Below are 14,855 nucleotides of genomic sequence, written 5' to 3'. Positions count from 1 at the left end.
TTATAATTCCTATTTCTTGTTAATCTTTTGTTTTAATGATATAATGATAATTAACAAAAAGTGTAAATTTATCAGAAAAAGATTTTAATGAAAGATAAAATAGAAGAAGAACATAATCACAGTCAAATATTCGGCAAAAAAACAGAATTGTATTTTGCTGTTTTATGTGGTGTTTTTCTATTAATAGGCTTTTTAATTGAAAAATTAGGCATCTTCCCTACTTCGGTTTCTCTTTCAAGCTATATAATCTCATATTTTTTTGGCGGTTATTTTATCACTATTGAAGCTTATAAAAAAATTATTAAAGGCGGTTTTGACATCGATTTTTTAATGATTGCCGCCGCCGCTGGAGCTGCCTATATTAATAGTTGGGCAGAAGGTGCTTTACTGTTATTTCTTTTCAGTTTGGGTCATGCTTTAGAGCATTACGCAATGAATAAAGCTAAAAAATCTATTGAAGCATTAGGTAAATTATCTCCAAAAACAGCTTTGATAAAGAAAAGGGGGAAACTTGAAGAAATTTCAATAAAAGACCTCCGTATAAATGATGTTATTGTTGTAAAACCAAATTCAAAAATTGCTGCAGATGGTGTTATCATAAAAGGAAATAGTAGTATAAACCAAGCTCCAATCACTGGAGAAAGTATTCCGGTAGACAAAACATCAATCACAACTATTGATAACTTACCCGAATTTAACGAAATTGACAAACATCACGTTGTTTATACAGGAACAATAAATGGAGATAACAGCATCGATGTTTTAGTGCTTAAGTTAAGTGAAGACTCCACAGTTTCTAGATTAATTAAAATGGTTAGCGAAGTTGAAACACAAAAATCACCTACACAAAGACTCACCAAAAAATTTGAAAAATGGTATGTTCCAGTAGTTATAATTGTAGTGTTTTTATTGTGTTTTGCTTATTTAATAATTGATGAAAATTTTAATGATAGTCTATACAGAGCCATTACAGTTTTAGTAGCAGCAAGTCCGTGTGCATTAGCAATTTCAACACCAAGCGCTGTTTTAAGTGGTGTTGCAAGAGCTGCCCAAAAAGGAGTACTTATAAAAGGCGGAAAAGCATTAGAGGATTTAGGCGAAATAACAACTATAGCATTTGATAAAACAGGAACATTAACTGAAGGAAAACCAAAACTAACAAACGTAATTCCTCTAAACCATTTTGATGAAATAGAATTTGTACAATTGGTACTTGAAGTAGAAAGTTTAAGTAATCATCCATTGGCAAAGGCAATAGCTAAGGATATAAAAAGTCAATATAAAATTGAAGTTGAAAATAAAGCCTCAAATGTTAATGCTATTCAAGGAAAAGGAATACGAGCTACTTATAATCAAAAAGAAGCTTTTATAGGAAATGTAAAATTGATGGAAAGTGCAAACATTAATGTAGATGAATTTGTAATTTCTAAAATGGAGCATCTTTTAGAAAATGGTCACACTGTAATGATTGTAGCTTTAAAAAAACAAATTATAGGATTGATAAGCGTAATGGACACGCCAAGAAAAACAGCAAAAAGCACACTTAAACGACTAAAAGAAATTGGTATAAAACATATGATTATGCTTACTGGCGATCATCAAAATGTTGGTAATGCTATAGCAAAACAAATTGGTTTAACCGAAGCTAAAGGTAATTTATTACCTGAAGATAAAGTAGAAGCTATTAAGTCACTATTACAACGTGATGGAAAAATAGCTATGGTTGGTGATGGTGTAAACGATGCTCCAGCAATGGCTTTAAGTACCGTAAGTGTGGCTATGGGAGCAGCTGGAAGTGATGTTGCATTAGAAACAGCTGATGTTGCTTTAATGTCTGATAAAATTGAAAACTTACCTTTCGTAATAGGATTAAGCAGGCAATCCAAACGAATTATAAAACAAAATATCTGGATAAGTTTAGGAGTTGTTGTTTTATTAGTTCCTGTTACCATTTTAGGGCTTACTAATATTGGTTTAGCAGTTGCTTTTCATGAAGGTTCGACAATAGTTGTTGTAATTAATGCTTTAAGATTACTTCGTTTTAAAAATGAATTAAGCTTTAATTAATACAATTGAAGAAAGCTGATAATTCTCATTTGTGATGCAACTCATATTTTCTATTTTTATAAAAACTGAAGGCATATGCTCACATTTAAAAACTTCAATATAGCCGATTGGTTTTCATTTTATAGAATATTTGCTGCTCCTATTTTATTAGTTTTAATCTGGTTGGATTTACGCTTAGCTTTCACTTGGTTTTTATTAGTAAGTTATTCAACAGATGCAATTGATGGTTTTTTAGCCAGAAAATTAAAAATAACGAGTCCTAGGGGCTCTCAACTCGATTCTTTTGGAGATCAAATAACACTTATAATTGGGTTAATTGGATTATTTTATTTTGAAACCGATTTTATTAAAACCAATCTTGTTTTAATACTTATAGCATTTGTCCCCTACATTCTTCAAATGCTAATAGCATACTTTAAGTATGGAAAAGCAACAGCTTTTCATACTTATCTTGCTAAACTTTCGGCAATACTACAAAGTTTGTTCATTTTATGGTCACTATTTTTTAGTCCAGACTACACCCTATTTTATATTATGATTATTATAGGAATTGTTGAAACTGCCGAAGAGATTACTCTCATTTTTATGTATAAAAATTGGGCATCAGATGTAAAGGGAATTTATTGGGCTTTAAAAGATAAAAGGAGGCTTAAAAAAAGTAAATAATAATTTTAATATAATGAAGAGCTATTCAATATTCACCATTTTGCTCTTATGCTTAGCTATTTTAATTGTAGATATTATATCGTTTTATTGGTTACAGGATATTACCCAACTATTAACGTCTTCAATTCTTAAAAATTTAATTCATATTCTATTTTGGCTGTTTTCAATAGGTTTAATTACAGCCATAATTGTACTAAAAGTAACGTTAGATGATATTAATCCAAGACGTAAACAATTGTTAATCTCATCACTTTATGGACTTACAATTTCATCTTTTATACCCAAAATTCTTTTTGTAATAATAATTTCAATATTATTCTTTGCCAACTTTGTTTTTTCAGAAAAAGAGTCTGTTATAATTATTCCTTTAGTTGGTTTATTTTCAGGATTTCTACCATTTTTTATTGTCTTGTATGCCATTTTTAAAGCCGTATATCATTTTAAAGTATATCATCATAAAATAAAATTCAATCATTTACCTAAAGCATTTAACGGTTTAAAGATTCTTCAAATTTCAGACTTACATTTAGGTGGTTTTAATTACCGCTATAAAGTTTTGCAAAAAGCCATTAGCCATATTAACAATCTACAACCAGACTTAATTTTTTTTACTGGCGATTTGGTTAACAACTATGCTTGGGAGCTAAAAGGTTGGGATAAAGTATTCAAAAAAATATTACTGAAAAACAAAAAATATGCGGTTTTAGGAAACCATGATTATGGAGATTATTCTGAGTGGGATAGTGATGAAGAAAAGCAAGAAAATCACAATAAAATCAAACAATTTTACAATGATATTGGTTTTAAACTCTTACTAAATGAATCTGAAATTATTGAGATTAATTCTGAAAAAATTGCAATAATAGGAGTTGAAAATTGGGGTAAACCTCCTTTTAAGCAATACGGAGATTTACAAACAGCATTAAAAGATATAGATGATATTCCTTTTAAAATTTTACTTTCTCACGACCCAACACATTGGAATGAAGAAGTCATTAATAAAACAGACATTGCTCTTACCCTTTCTGGTCATACACACGGTATGCAAGCAGCAATTAACCTAAAAAATAAAACCTGGAGCCCAATAAAATATAAATACCAGCATTGGGCAGGTTTGTATGAACACAAAAACCAGTACTTGTATGTAAATAGAGGATTGGGATGGATAGGATTCCCAGGTAGATTAGGTATGCGACCAGAGATTACAGTAATAGAATTGAATTGCCATTAAACCAATTCAGTTCTTGCTACTGATTAATATCATTTCACGTGGTTATTTTAATAAATACCTTGATGTTATAAACTTAATCTACATATATCCTTAGAGTTATGAGCAATAATGAAATGAAACAACAAAGTAAAATGCCATTAGCAATTGCCATTGGTATTCCTGTAGGTGCTATTATTGGAATTATAGTTAGCATGATAATAAAAGAAGATTGCTCATTTGGTATGACAGCGGGTGGAATATTAGGGCTTTCCATTGGTCTTTTTATAGGCGGTATTTTAGATATTAAAGCGAGAAAAGCGAGAAATGATGAAAAAAGCTCTTAATTAAATAAATTCTGTTTTTTTTATAAAATGAGAAAATATGGATGAAAATGTTACTAAATACATAGAAAAACAAAAATCTCTACAAAAAGAAATTTGCAAAAAAATAAGATTACTCATTTTCAAAACATTACCTGATATAAAAGAAGAAATGAAATGGGGTGTTCCTGCCTATGGTGGAGGTAAATGTTATTTTGTATCACTTAAAGACCACGTTAATTTAGGGTTTTCTTTAAAAGAACTATCTACAGAAGAAATAGCACTTTTAGAAGGTAGTGGTAAAACCATGAAACATATTAAAATGTATTCTTTAGAAGATATAGATGAAAAAAGAATTACTGATTTAATACTAATGGTTAACAACAAAACCAAAGTCATATAAAAAACTAATTCCTTACATTCTTCACCCATCCATTACAATTATTAATCTCACTCTTTTTTTTCAGAATGGGAAACTAGACTGATTAATATCATTTGCTAAAACACTGATATAAAATATATTGTTCAAATAATTTTGAGTTAAAGACTTATGTTTCCTAAAAAGAAAATAATACTATTTATTTTAATACTTGGTGCATTGTTTTTAGTTTTTGCGCTATGGTACAAATATGAATATTCTATGGATATTGCTGTAGAATATGAAGTTAACAAACCAGATTTACAACAAAAATTACTCATTGCAACTCAAGGCAGTGAATTTAAAAATGCGGTAACAAAAAATATTACAGATTATTATAACCAAGATTCTTTGTACATAAAAGTTATTGATGTTTCCTCTTTAGAAAGAATAAATCCAGAAAATTACAACGCAATTGTTGTTATGCATACCTGGGAAAACTGGAAAGCACCTGAACCTGTAAAGCTATTTATTGATAGAACTAAAAACTATAAAAATAAAACCATTGTACTATCTACATCTGGTAAAGGAACATTTAAAATAGAAGGTGTAGATGCCATTACTGGTGAATCTAAGTTAGAAGATTCAGAATCATTTTCAAACCAGATTATTAATCGATTAGCGTCATTATTACATAATAAATAAAGCAAAAGTTATGATAAAGAAACTTGATAAATTTGAATGTATATATCTGTTAAGCAGAAATTATATAGGTCACTTAGCTTACGTTTATAATAACAGTCCTTATGTAATTCCTATAACATATTATTACGATAATATCGCAAATACTATAATTGGTTATTCGGGTAAGGGGCATAAAGTAAAAGCTTTAAGAATTAATAATTCTGTATCATTAGAAATAGCAGAAATCGATTCTGTAAGCAATTGGAAATCTATATTAGTGCAAGGAACTTATAGAGAGTTTGAAGGTGGTACAGCAAAAATAAATTTGCATAAATTTTCAGAAGGTGTAAAAGAAGTCATTAAAAACAAAGAAGGAAAAGATTTAAAATATATAAGCGAATTTTCTAGTAAAATATATAAAGAAGGACCTCCAATTGTTTTTAAAATAGATATTGAAGAACTTTCCGGACGAGAAAGAAAATATTAAATATCGCACCCATCTTTTTTATGACAAATATCATTTCATAGAATTATATATAATTATAATTTTATTTTGGCAAAAAATGGTATTATGAAAACAATAATATATGCAACCGACTGTAGCACAAACACTTCATCTGCATTACGCTACGCCTATCGTTTTAGTTCAATTATGAAAGCAGATTTTCATGTTTTACATGTTTACGATTTACCTCCTATTAACCTTTCAATTATTCATCCTAAGGATACATTGAAAAAACGTATGCACAAACAACAAAAAGATATGGTTGCTAAATACTGTGCAACACATCTAAAACATGAATTCCGTCAAAAACCAATTACAATTCATACTGTTGAAAATGAATCAATAACAGACAGTATTCTTAATCTTTCTAAAACATTATTTCCAGATTTAATTATTTTAGGTAGAAAAGATAAAGATAGTACTCGAGGTTATTTCTCAAGTAATATTGCCGATAATTTGCTTGATAAAATTGACGTTCCTTTGTTAATTGTCCCTAATGATGTTGGTTATAATAGTTTAAATACCATAGTTTATGCTACCGCTTTTGAGCAAGAAGACATTATTTCTATTAAAAAACTAGTAGAAATTGCTAAACCTTTTTCAGCACTTATTGAAGTTATACATATTTATGAAACACATAACTTTCCTGTTAAAGAAAGTATGGAAAGATTTAAAAACTTGCTTACAAAACAAATATCCTATCCAGAAATTACATTTAGAACCATTGCGTCTGGCAAAATTAAATCTGGTTTAATGAGTGTTCTAAAAAAAGAAAATGCCAATATGCTCGCTATGTTAGAACGCAAAAACTACAATGTTTTTGATAGCCTATTTCATAAAGATTTAGTAAAAGAGTTAGAAGCTTCGGTTAAAATTCCTTTGCTTGCTTTTAATAAACGTAGTACTAAAAATGAAAATTTTGAGAACCCAAAAATTGATAACTATTCTCAATATGCTTAAGCATTAACATTTATTAAATAACACAATATTATTATCATTTGTGTGGTATTATAAAATAAAGTAATTGATGAAATAATTTAACAAAAGGTAGAAACAGTAAAATACTTAAAACACTAAATATAACATGCGTGTTAGCTATTAATTTTGAAACTGCTGTATTAGGCCAAATCCATTCTATAAATACTATAAAATTTTCAAAAAATAATAATCCTAATATAATAGGAACCAGATTAAATATTATTTGAAATAAACCCGCTCTAATAGCTTCTTTTTTGCCACCAATAACTGCTACAATAGTGTCAGAACAAGTTCCTAATTCTGCACCAAGCATAATAGAAATGGCTTCTGATAATGCTATTAAATGTTGTTTAGCCATAACTATTAACATACCAATTGTTGCACTTGAAGATTGTATAATGAGCGTAATTAAACCACCAATAGCAGCCCCTTTTACAGGGTTATTTATTTCTGAAATCCAATTCGCTATTTCATTTTTATTCTTTAATGAGAATGCCAATGTTTCTAACATATAAAGGCCAAAAAATAGTAACCCAAAATACATCACAATTTCACCTATCTTTTTCACTCTAGAAGATTTTATAAATAGCCATATAAAAAAACCAATAAACAAAGGAACCACTGCATATTTATTAATATTTAAAGCTATTAATTGGCTAGAAAATGTAGTACCAAGGTTTGCTCCCATAATTATTCCCATAGCTTGTTTTAAATTAAGCGAACCTGCATTTATGAATATGATGGTTATAATAATTACTGCCGATGAGGAATCAAGAATAATGGTGACAACAGTACCTATTAATATTGATAAAAAAATATTTGAAGTATACTTTTCTATTAATGCTTTTGCTCTGGAAGAAAAAATTTCTTGCAACGTTAATGAAAGACGCCTGATTGCGTATAAAAAAATAATTAAGCCACCTATAACTGATGGCAATATTGATGCTAGTGTTGCTTTTTCCATGATTTAACAAAACCTATTGGCTAAAACCCATTTTGTTTTTATGTGTAGGTACTTCCCATTTAATAATCTCTTTTAAAAATTCATCTACTTTCTCAATAATCAATTTCTCGTTTATATTCACAGGATTATATACACCAAGTTCAATACTACTGTTCTCCATTGGTATTTGTTCTATTATTGGAAAAAGGATAAATACATTAACATCGCCGCTATAAGATTCTGAAAATACCAGAGCTGCACCTTGTATAAATTGATATGCTGGTATTTTATTTGTGATTTCTATTAAATCCGGCGGAAAAGAATCGAAGGTAATATTAACAGCTTCATTAGTTCCTATCCAGCTTAATTCTTGAACACGCCAACCAATATCATATTTCTTTACAACACTATTTAATGTTGAATTTAATAATGGTCTAATTTGAGTTTTCCAAAGAATCTTCTTTTCTACAACAGTTTCTATTGAGGCCTTATAATCATCAATACGCTCACTTAAATGTTCTATTTTCATGGGTTTTTAAGTTTTTAGTATTTTAAAAAACAGAAGCTACATCGGGAGCGAAAAATTAGTTATCTAGTCTAATCATTTTTTTGTTCTTTACGCATATTTTTTTTCGCTTGTCGCTCTAGTTTTCTAAAATAGCTTCGCGTTAAAAAATTATGTTTTAAAGCTTCCATGTTCTGTTTGAATTTATCTGTTCCCTCGTTAATATTTTTTATAGATTCTTCAAGGTTCTTTACAAATTCCTTATCATTAGTTAGATAATTAAAAGCTCCCTCTCCATCTTTTATATTAGAGATGGTTTCATTTAAATTGGTTAATACCACTTTAATATCCTTGCTCGATTCATCAAAATTTGAGATAATATCTTTTATTTTTTGAGCTTCAATTGAATCGTTTAGTAAAACTCCAGCAACACTTTCATCAATATTAATATCAGTAACAATACTATTTATATCTCTTACTAGTTTATTAGCTTCAATGCTCGCATATTTTAAATTATTAATAGCTAGTTTAATATTATTAGCTGTTATAGTATCATTTATAAGCATTCCTAAGGTTCCTTTTCCTTTTGTAATGCTATTTGTTATTTCTAACAATTCTGCTGTTAATAACGCAGCATTCTCATTAGTGACATTCAGGGTATTTAGCATTTCACTTGTACCTATTTTTGTATAAGATTTAATAATATCTCCAGAAGAAATAATAGCTGCATCTCCTTTTCCTGGAATAATGTTCACTATCATATTACCAACTAAACCATCAGTTCCTATAGTAGCTATGGCATCTTTTTTAATGTGTTTCACCATTTTTTCTTCTATAACCATATTCACATTAATAGTAGAATCGTTTACCATAGAAATTGTTTTTACTGTACCTACATTAATACCAGAATAGCGTACATTATTTCCTTGCATTAAACCATTTACGTTATTAAAATTAGCACTAATACTAAATGTTTTTACAAACATATTTTGGCGGTTACCAATTAAATAAACAGCTAATACAAACAGTAGTAAACCTATAATTACAAAGATGCCTAGTTTTAGTTTTTCGCTGGTTGTTTTTTCCATGACTACATATATTATTTAAAAAATGCTTTTACCTTTTCATCTTTAGATGCTTTTAACTCTGCAAAAGTTCCTTCTGCATAATTAATTCCATCAACCAATAAAATCATACGTTCTGATACTACTCTTGCACAATCTACATCATGCGTTATTATTAAAGATGATGTTTTGTATTGGCGCTGTATACGGCGCATAAGTTCAATAATCTCTTTAGCTGTTATAGGGTCTAATCCGCTTGTGGGTTCATCATACAAAATGATTTTAGGCTTTAGTATTAAAGTTCTTGCCAATGCTACTCGCCTTTTCATACCTCCAGAAAGTTCTGCTGGCATTAAATCTATAGCATCTGCCAACCCTACACTTTCTAGTGCTTCAATAACCAATTCTGTAGTATCGGTAATATTACCAAACTTATGTTTGTGCCTACGCAATGGAAATTCTAAATTCTCTCTTACAGTCATAGAATCGTATAAGGCACTTCCTTGAAAAAGAAAACCTATTTCTGTACGCAATTCATCTAAATCTACACGGTTGAGTATTGTTATGTCTTTGCCCATAACTTTTATACTACCCGAATCTGCTTGCATTAAACCAACTAAACATTTTATCATAACAGACTTACCAGAGCCTGATTTACCCATTATAACCAAGTTTTCTCCTTCATAAAGATTTAAATTGAAGCCGTTTAACACATGATTCTTCCCAAAGGCTTTTTTTAAATCTTTAATTTCCAGCATAAGCTTTTTTGAAGTTAATGCTGAAGCTTCTTTCTGTATGTGGTTCGTTTCATTCATCTTTAAATTTCAAAAAATATGTCTGTTACAAAAACTGCTATAAAATCTATTATAAAAAGTAACATAGAAGAAAATACCACTGCCGTATTTGCTGCTAAACCTACTCCAACGGTTCCCTTTTTACAGTAATAGCCTTTAAAACATCCAACAAGACCTATGGCAAATCCAAAGAAATATGTTTTTATGGTAGCTGGAATTAAGTCACCAAATTCCAATGAATTAAATACCTTATTAAAGTACAATTGAAACGACACATTTCCTTTTGTGTTTTCAATTATATAAGAACCATAAAGAGCAATAGCATCACCTAAAATAACCAGTATAGGTAACATAAGCGTTGTTGCTAAAATTCTAGTTACTACTAAATATTTAAATGGATTTGTGCCTGAAACCTCCATAGCATCTATTTGTTCTGTAACGCGCATAGAACCTAATTCGGCTCCAATACCTGATGCTATACGACCAGCAAAAGTTAAGGCAATTATAACTGGACCAATTTCTCTAATAATGGATATACTAACCATAGATGGCATCCAAGACTCGGCGCCAAATTCTTCTAATGTAGGGCGAGTTTGTAATGTAATAACTAAGCCAATAATAAAACCCGTAACACCTACTAATAATAATGACTTATTGCCTATACTATAGCATTGCCTTAAAAGTTCTTTAAATTCAAAAGGTTTACTAAAAAGCTCTTTAAAAAACCTACGAGCAAAGTATGTAAGTTCACCAATTTCAATGAAAAACGATTTTATTTTTAATGATTTTAACATAGAAATAGCTATTTACTATTCCAAAGATAGAACTTGTAAACGGCTATTAAAATGATATAAATCACAATAATTATGTGTTCATAGCTATATAAAAAGTAATTGGCAACCTTCTTGATCTGCTCTACTGTAAAAATCGCCAATAGTTAAAATACCATCTAATTCATCTATTAAATCTTCCTCTTTTAAATGGAACATATCTACAGCTAATTTACATGCCCAAAGCTTACAACCAGAATCTGAAAGGATTTCTAAAAACTCACCAATTGGTGGCATATCTAGTTTTTCCATTTCTTTTTTCATCATTTTAGTTGCAAATGCTTCTACTCCTGGTAATCCTCCAAGCATTGTTGGTATATGCATACCTGGATTTCCAACGGTAGCTACATGTAAGTGTTCTAATTTTTTCTTTTGAATAGCTTCTAAACCAAAGAAAGTAAAAAATATTTCGGACTCAATCCCTTCCATTCTAGCACCATTTGCCATAACAAAGGCTGCATAAGCGTTTTCAATAGTAGCTTTAGATAAAATGAAAAGCATTTTTTTAACTTTAGTACCCATAATATTAAGTTTTTAGTTGTTAAGAGTTTTTTATTAAAATTTTAAATACAACTTTTTGGTTTAGGTATACCTGCAATTAAAGTTGATTTTTTAAGAGGTCCACCTGGAAAAAGGTTATAAAATTCTTTAATATTGATGACCCCACTTTTCTTTATACCTCGAATGGATAAAGCCTCTTCTTTTTGAAATTTATCATGTATATAGTCGATAACCTCCCAGTGTTTGTCAGACATATCAATTTCTAATTCTTTTGCGAGTTCTTCACCAATTTCTTTGTTCCATTGTTTGAAGTCTAGTAAATACCCTTCTTCGTTTACGTCTATTTCTCTATTTGCTATTAGTTTTTTCATGATTTCTATAATTTATATGGTTATTAATTATTTATTTGCTTTTATATCGAATATTTTTCCTTTGAAACTCATGTTTCTGCCTACAAATGGAATTGGTATACCTTTTAATAACATATTCCAATAAATCCATCTAAATGCTAATTTACCCCAGTGGTTAAACACACTCTCTTTTAATAATTTAAGAGGACCAATTTTTGCAAATGGAAATGTACCATGCACTGGTTCTTGATCATAGTTAAAGTCTATTAATAATGCTTTGTTTTCGCCTGTTTCTATAAAACAATTGGCATGACCATCAAACTCTTCTTTTAAGCTATAACCTTTAGTATATAAAATAATATTATCTGTAAGCGTTTCTGCTTGAAAGTGTGCTACAGATCCAGCTTTTGATGCAGGTACATTTGTGGCATCTCCTATAACAAAAATATTTTCATGTTCCCTAGATTGTAAAGTGTGTTTATGTGTTGGAATAAAATTTAAATCATCCCCTAACCCAGATCTTTCTATAACTTCATCTCCCATATTTGTAGGTATAGTTACCAACAAATCAAAAGGAATTTCTTTATCTACATAATCTACAATTGCTTTCTTATCATTATCTACTTCCATTATTGCAAAATCAGTCTCAATTTTTATTTGCTTTTCCTGTAATAGATAATTTAATGCTTTAGTACAAGTTGGTTTTGTAAAGGCGCCATCTAAAGGTGTTACATAAGTAATATCTACTTTGTCTCTCATACCTTTTTTCTTAAAATAAGAGTCTGCTAAAAAGGCAAATTCTAATGGTGCTACTGGGCATTTTATTGGCATTTCAGTAATATGAACTACAAGCTTACCTCCTTCCCAATCTCTTAATTTATTACGTAATGCTAATGCGCCTTCATATGTGTAAAAATCAAAAATATCTTTTTTCCATAATGGACCCAATAAACCATCTGTTTCACCTGGTGCAATTTTAGATCCAGTCGCTACTATTAGAATATCATAATCTAATGTTTCATCTTCTAATTCAACCTTATTTTTTTCAGGTAGAATTTTCTCAATCTTTTTTTGAATGTAGTTCACACCTTTAGGTATAAACTTCTTTCCAACTTTTTTTACTTGTTCTTCTGTATATATATCAAAAGGAAGAAATAAAAAACCTGGTTGATAATAGTGTGTTTTATATTGATCAACTATTGAAATTTGCCATTCTTTTTTCGGGAGTTTTGAAACTAGGTGATTAGCCATCATTGTTCCTGATGTTCCTGCTCCTAAAATTATTAAATTTTTCATTTTTTATAAAATTTAAAACTACTTAAGGTTAGATAAAAAGTAGTATTTATTCTGGTGTAAAATTAGAACAAAAGTTAACTACAAAATATGACAAAAATCATGTAAGTCCTTATGTAACAAAGGTTACACAAGGGTTATCTGAAAAAAAAATTAGTTGAAATATTAAGATTTATGATAAAAATCATAGTTGTTTAAATATCCTGATGGTAGTTTTGATAAACTTTTATAAATCACGATATTCTTTAAATGAAATTTTAATATTGTTTGTAGAATATCTACAAATACTTTAATTATGAAAACCAACTTTATTAATTACCTGTTATTATTATTTACAACTGCTGTTTTCTCTCAAGCTGGACACATTATGCAAGGCGTTGGAGCAGTTAACATGTCTATGGGTGGCGCTTCCACAGGACAACCTTTAGACATCTCTGGAGCATTACAATGGAATCCAGCCGCTATTTCAGCTTTTGATGATAAAATTATTAAGCTAGATGTTGGTTTATTCTTTTCTTCCCCAGAATTGAGTTCAAGTTTACCACCAAATATGCTTTGGCAACCTGGTGATTTTGGCCCAGGAGCACCTGGTTCACCTGCAGTTTATGGAACAACTGAAGATGATAGAGGAATGTCGCCAATGCCAGCATTAGCAATGGTTTGGGGTAAAGAAGGAAGTAAACATACATTTGGTGCATCTGCTTTTGGAATTAGTGGATTTGGAGTAACATTCCCACAAGAAACGAATTTGCCAATGGATATGAACGGAAACCCAAATCCTAATTGGGATCCTAACAATTCTAATTCAATAAACTGGCCACAAGCTATGAATGGTTTTGGACATATTGAATCAGACTATATGTTATTGCAAGTAGGTTTATCTTATGCTTATGAAGTAACTGATAAATTCTCAATAGGTATACAACCAAATATCAACTACTCAGCATTAGAGTTAGCACCTAACCCTACTGCAAATCCAACTATGGCTGGTTACCCAACAACGGATAAAGCAACAGCTATTGGATTTGGTGCTCAATTCGGATTGTTTTATGATTCAGGTTTTGGTTTAAAACTAGGAACATCTTATAAAACAGCTCAAAAATTCGCTGAATTTGAATTTGAAAACACTTATTTAGACAATTCTTCAGCTAAAAATAATTTTCAAATGGATTATCCTGCAATTTTCTCACTTGGATTAGGATATTCTACTGGAGATGTTGATTTGGCACTTGATTTTAGACGTGTTGATTATGAAAACACAGAAGGTTTTATTGAAACTGGATGGACTCAAACAGCTTCAGTTGCTGGATTTGGATGGGATAATATTTCTATTTTATCCGCAGGTCTTCAATATAAAGGAATTAATAAATTACCATTACGTTTTGGTTATACTTATAGTTCTAACCCAATACCAGAGGAGATAACATTTTTTAATATTCCTGCAACAGCAGTAATCAAAAATGCATACCAATTTGGTTTTAGCTATATAGTAAACGATTCTTGGAAAGTAGATGCTGTTTATCATTATGGTGATAGTAATGGATCAACAGAAGGGCAGATATTATCTCCTTTCATGGCTTCTCCTGCTAATCCTTTAGGTGCAATTCCAGGTTCGTCTATTTCTTACGAAATGACTACTTCAATGATTCAATTTGGTATAAGTTATACTTTTAATAAATAGAAACCCAAAGAACAATTTCTTCATTAATTAATGTTATGTAGCGGTATGATTTAATATATTAAATCATACCGCTACTGACTTATATCATTGTAAAACCAGTACTATA

The 14,855-nt window shown here is 29.8% G+C and carries 17 protein-coding genes; 9 read left to right on the top strand and 8 right to left on the bottom strand.

The annotated features are described in order from the left end of the window. Positions 1-87 precede the first annotated feature (87 nt). The 8 genes from MBM09_RS08025 to MBM09_RS07990 all read left to right on the top strand — a co-directional run bounded on the left by MBM09_RS08025 (position 88) and on the right by MBM09_RS07990 (position 6,770). A complete protein-coding gene (locus MBM09_RS08025; RefSeq protein ID WP_238673185.1) occupies positions 88-2,067 on the top strand; it encodes a heavy metal translocating P-type ATPase in 1,980 nt (659 codons plus the stop codon). 75 nt (positions 2,068-2,142) lie between these two features. Next, positions 2,143-2,733, top strand: coding sequence for a CDP-alcohol phosphatidyltransferase family protein (locus tag MBM09_RS08020; RefSeq protein WP_238673184.1), 591 nt, complete (start codon positions 2,143-2,145; stop codon positions 2,731-2,733). A 13-nt stretch (positions 2,734-2,746) separates the two neighbouring features. Further along, positions 2,747-3,964, top strand: a complete 1,218-nt coding sequence (locus MBM09_RS08015; RefSeq protein WP_238673183.1) for a metallophosphoesterase — start codon at positions 2,747-2,749, stop codon at positions 3,962-3,964. Between the two features lie 98 nt (positions 3,965-4,062). Further along, positions 4,063-4,287, top strand: a complete 225-nt coding sequence (locus tag MBM09_RS08010) for a hypothetical protein (protein ID WP_238673182.1) — start codon at positions 4,063-4,065, stop codon at positions 4,285-4,287. 37 nt (positions 4,288-4,324) lie between these two features. Next, positions 4,325-4,666, top strand: a complete 342-nt coding sequence (locus MBM09_RS08005) for a DUF1801 domain-containing protein (protein ID WP_238673181.1) — start codon at positions 4,325-4,327, stop codon at positions 4,664-4,666. Positions 4,667-4,813: 147 nt separating this feature from the next. Next, on the top strand, positions 4,814-5,326 hold the full coding sequence (locus MBM09_RS08000) for a hypothetical protein (protein ID WP_238673180.1): 513 nt from the start codon (positions 4,814-4,816) through the stop codon (positions 5,324-5,326). Positions 5,327-5,336: 10 nt separating this feature from the next. Further along, the gene (locus MBM09_RS07995) at positions 5,337-5,792 is read left to right on the top strand and encodes a pyridoxamine 5'-phosphate oxidase family protein (RefSeq protein WP_238673179.1); all 456 of its coding nucleotides are present in this window, start codon (positions 5,337-5,339) and stop codon (positions 5,790-5,792) included. 84 nt (positions 5,793-5,876) lie between these two features. Beyond that, positions 5,877-6,770, top strand: coding sequence for a universal stress protein (locus tag MBM09_RS07990; protein WP_238673178.1), 894 nt, complete (start codon positions 5,877-5,879; stop codon positions 6,768-6,770). Positions 6,771-6,804: 34 nt separating this feature from the next. On the opposite strand, the gene MBM09_RS07985 is transcribed toward MBM09_RS07990, so the two are convergent. The 8 genes from MBM09_RS07985 to MBM09_RS07950 all read right to left on the bottom strand — a co-directional run bounded on the left by MBM09_RS07985 (position 6,805) and on the right by MBM09_RS07950 (position 13,071). Next, positions 6,805-7,752, bottom strand: a complete 948-nt coding sequence (locus tag MBM09_RS07985; protein WP_238673177.1) for a Na/Pi cotransporter family protein — start codon at positions 7,750-7,752, stop codon at positions 6,805-6,807. 13 nt (positions 7,753-7,765) lie between these two features. Beyond that, a complete protein-coding gene (locus MBM09_RS07980) occupies positions 7,766-8,260 on the bottom strand; it encodes a hypothetical protein (protein WP_238673176.1) in 495 nt (164 codons plus the stop codon). A gap of 68 nt (positions 8,261-8,328) precedes the next feature. Beyond that, positions 8,329-9,324: an MlaD family protein gene (locus MBM09_RS07975; RefSeq protein WP_238673175.1), complete on the bottom strand. Its 996-nt coding sequence runs from the start codon at positions 9,322-9,324 to the stop codon at positions 8,329-8,331. Positions 9,325-9,335: 11 nt separating this feature from the next. Further along, positions 9,336-10,058, bottom strand: a complete 723-nt coding sequence (locus MBM09_RS07970; protein ID WP_370569727.1) for an ABC transporter ATP-binding protein — start codon at positions 10,056-10,058, stop codon at positions 9,336-9,338. A 59-nt stretch (positions 10,059-10,117) separates the two neighbouring features. After that, positions 10,118-10,888: an ABC transporter permease gene (locus tag MBM09_RS07965; protein WP_238673173.1), complete on the bottom strand. Its 771-nt coding sequence runs from the start codon at positions 10,886-10,888 to the stop codon at positions 10,118-10,120. A gap of 84 nt (positions 10,889-10,972) precedes the next feature. After that, on the bottom strand, positions 10,973-11,446 hold the full coding sequence (locus MBM09_RS07960) for a DsrE/DsrF/DrsH-like family protein (protein ID WP_238673172.1): 474 nt from the start codon (positions 11,444-11,446) through the stop codon (positions 10,973-10,975). A gap of 41 nt (positions 11,447-11,487) precedes the next feature. Beyond that, on the bottom strand, positions 11,488-11,796 hold the full coding sequence (locus tag MBM09_RS07955) for a TusE/DsrC/DsvC family sulfur relay protein (protein ID WP_238673171.1): 309 nt from the start codon (positions 11,794-11,796) through the stop codon (positions 11,488-11,490). Positions 11,797-11,823: 27 nt separating this feature from the next. Further along, complete coding sequence (locus tag MBM09_RS07950) at positions 11,824-13,071, bottom strand: NAD(P)/FAD-dependent oxidoreductase (protein WP_238673170.1); 1,248 nt, start codon at positions 13,069-13,071, stop codon at positions 11,824-11,826. Between the two features lie 292 nt (positions 13,072-13,363). On the opposite strand from MBM09_RS07950, the gene MBM09_RS07945 reads away from it, so the two are divergent. Next, positions 13,364-14,749 (top strand): OmpP1/FadL family transporter, encoded by a 1,386-nt coding sequence (locus MBM09_RS07945; protein WP_238673169.1) that lies wholly within the window; start codon positions 13,364-13,366, stop codon positions 14,747-14,749. Positions 14,750-14,855 lie beyond the last annotated feature (106 nt).

The organism is Flaviramulus sp. BrNp1-15 (genome assembly GCF_022259695.1).
GTDB lineage: Bacteria > Bacteroidota > Bacteroidia > Flavobacteriales > Flavobacteriaceae > BrNp1-15.
Note: the sequence above shows the minus strand (reverse complement) of the source record. Positions and strands in the feature narration are given on the sequence as shown.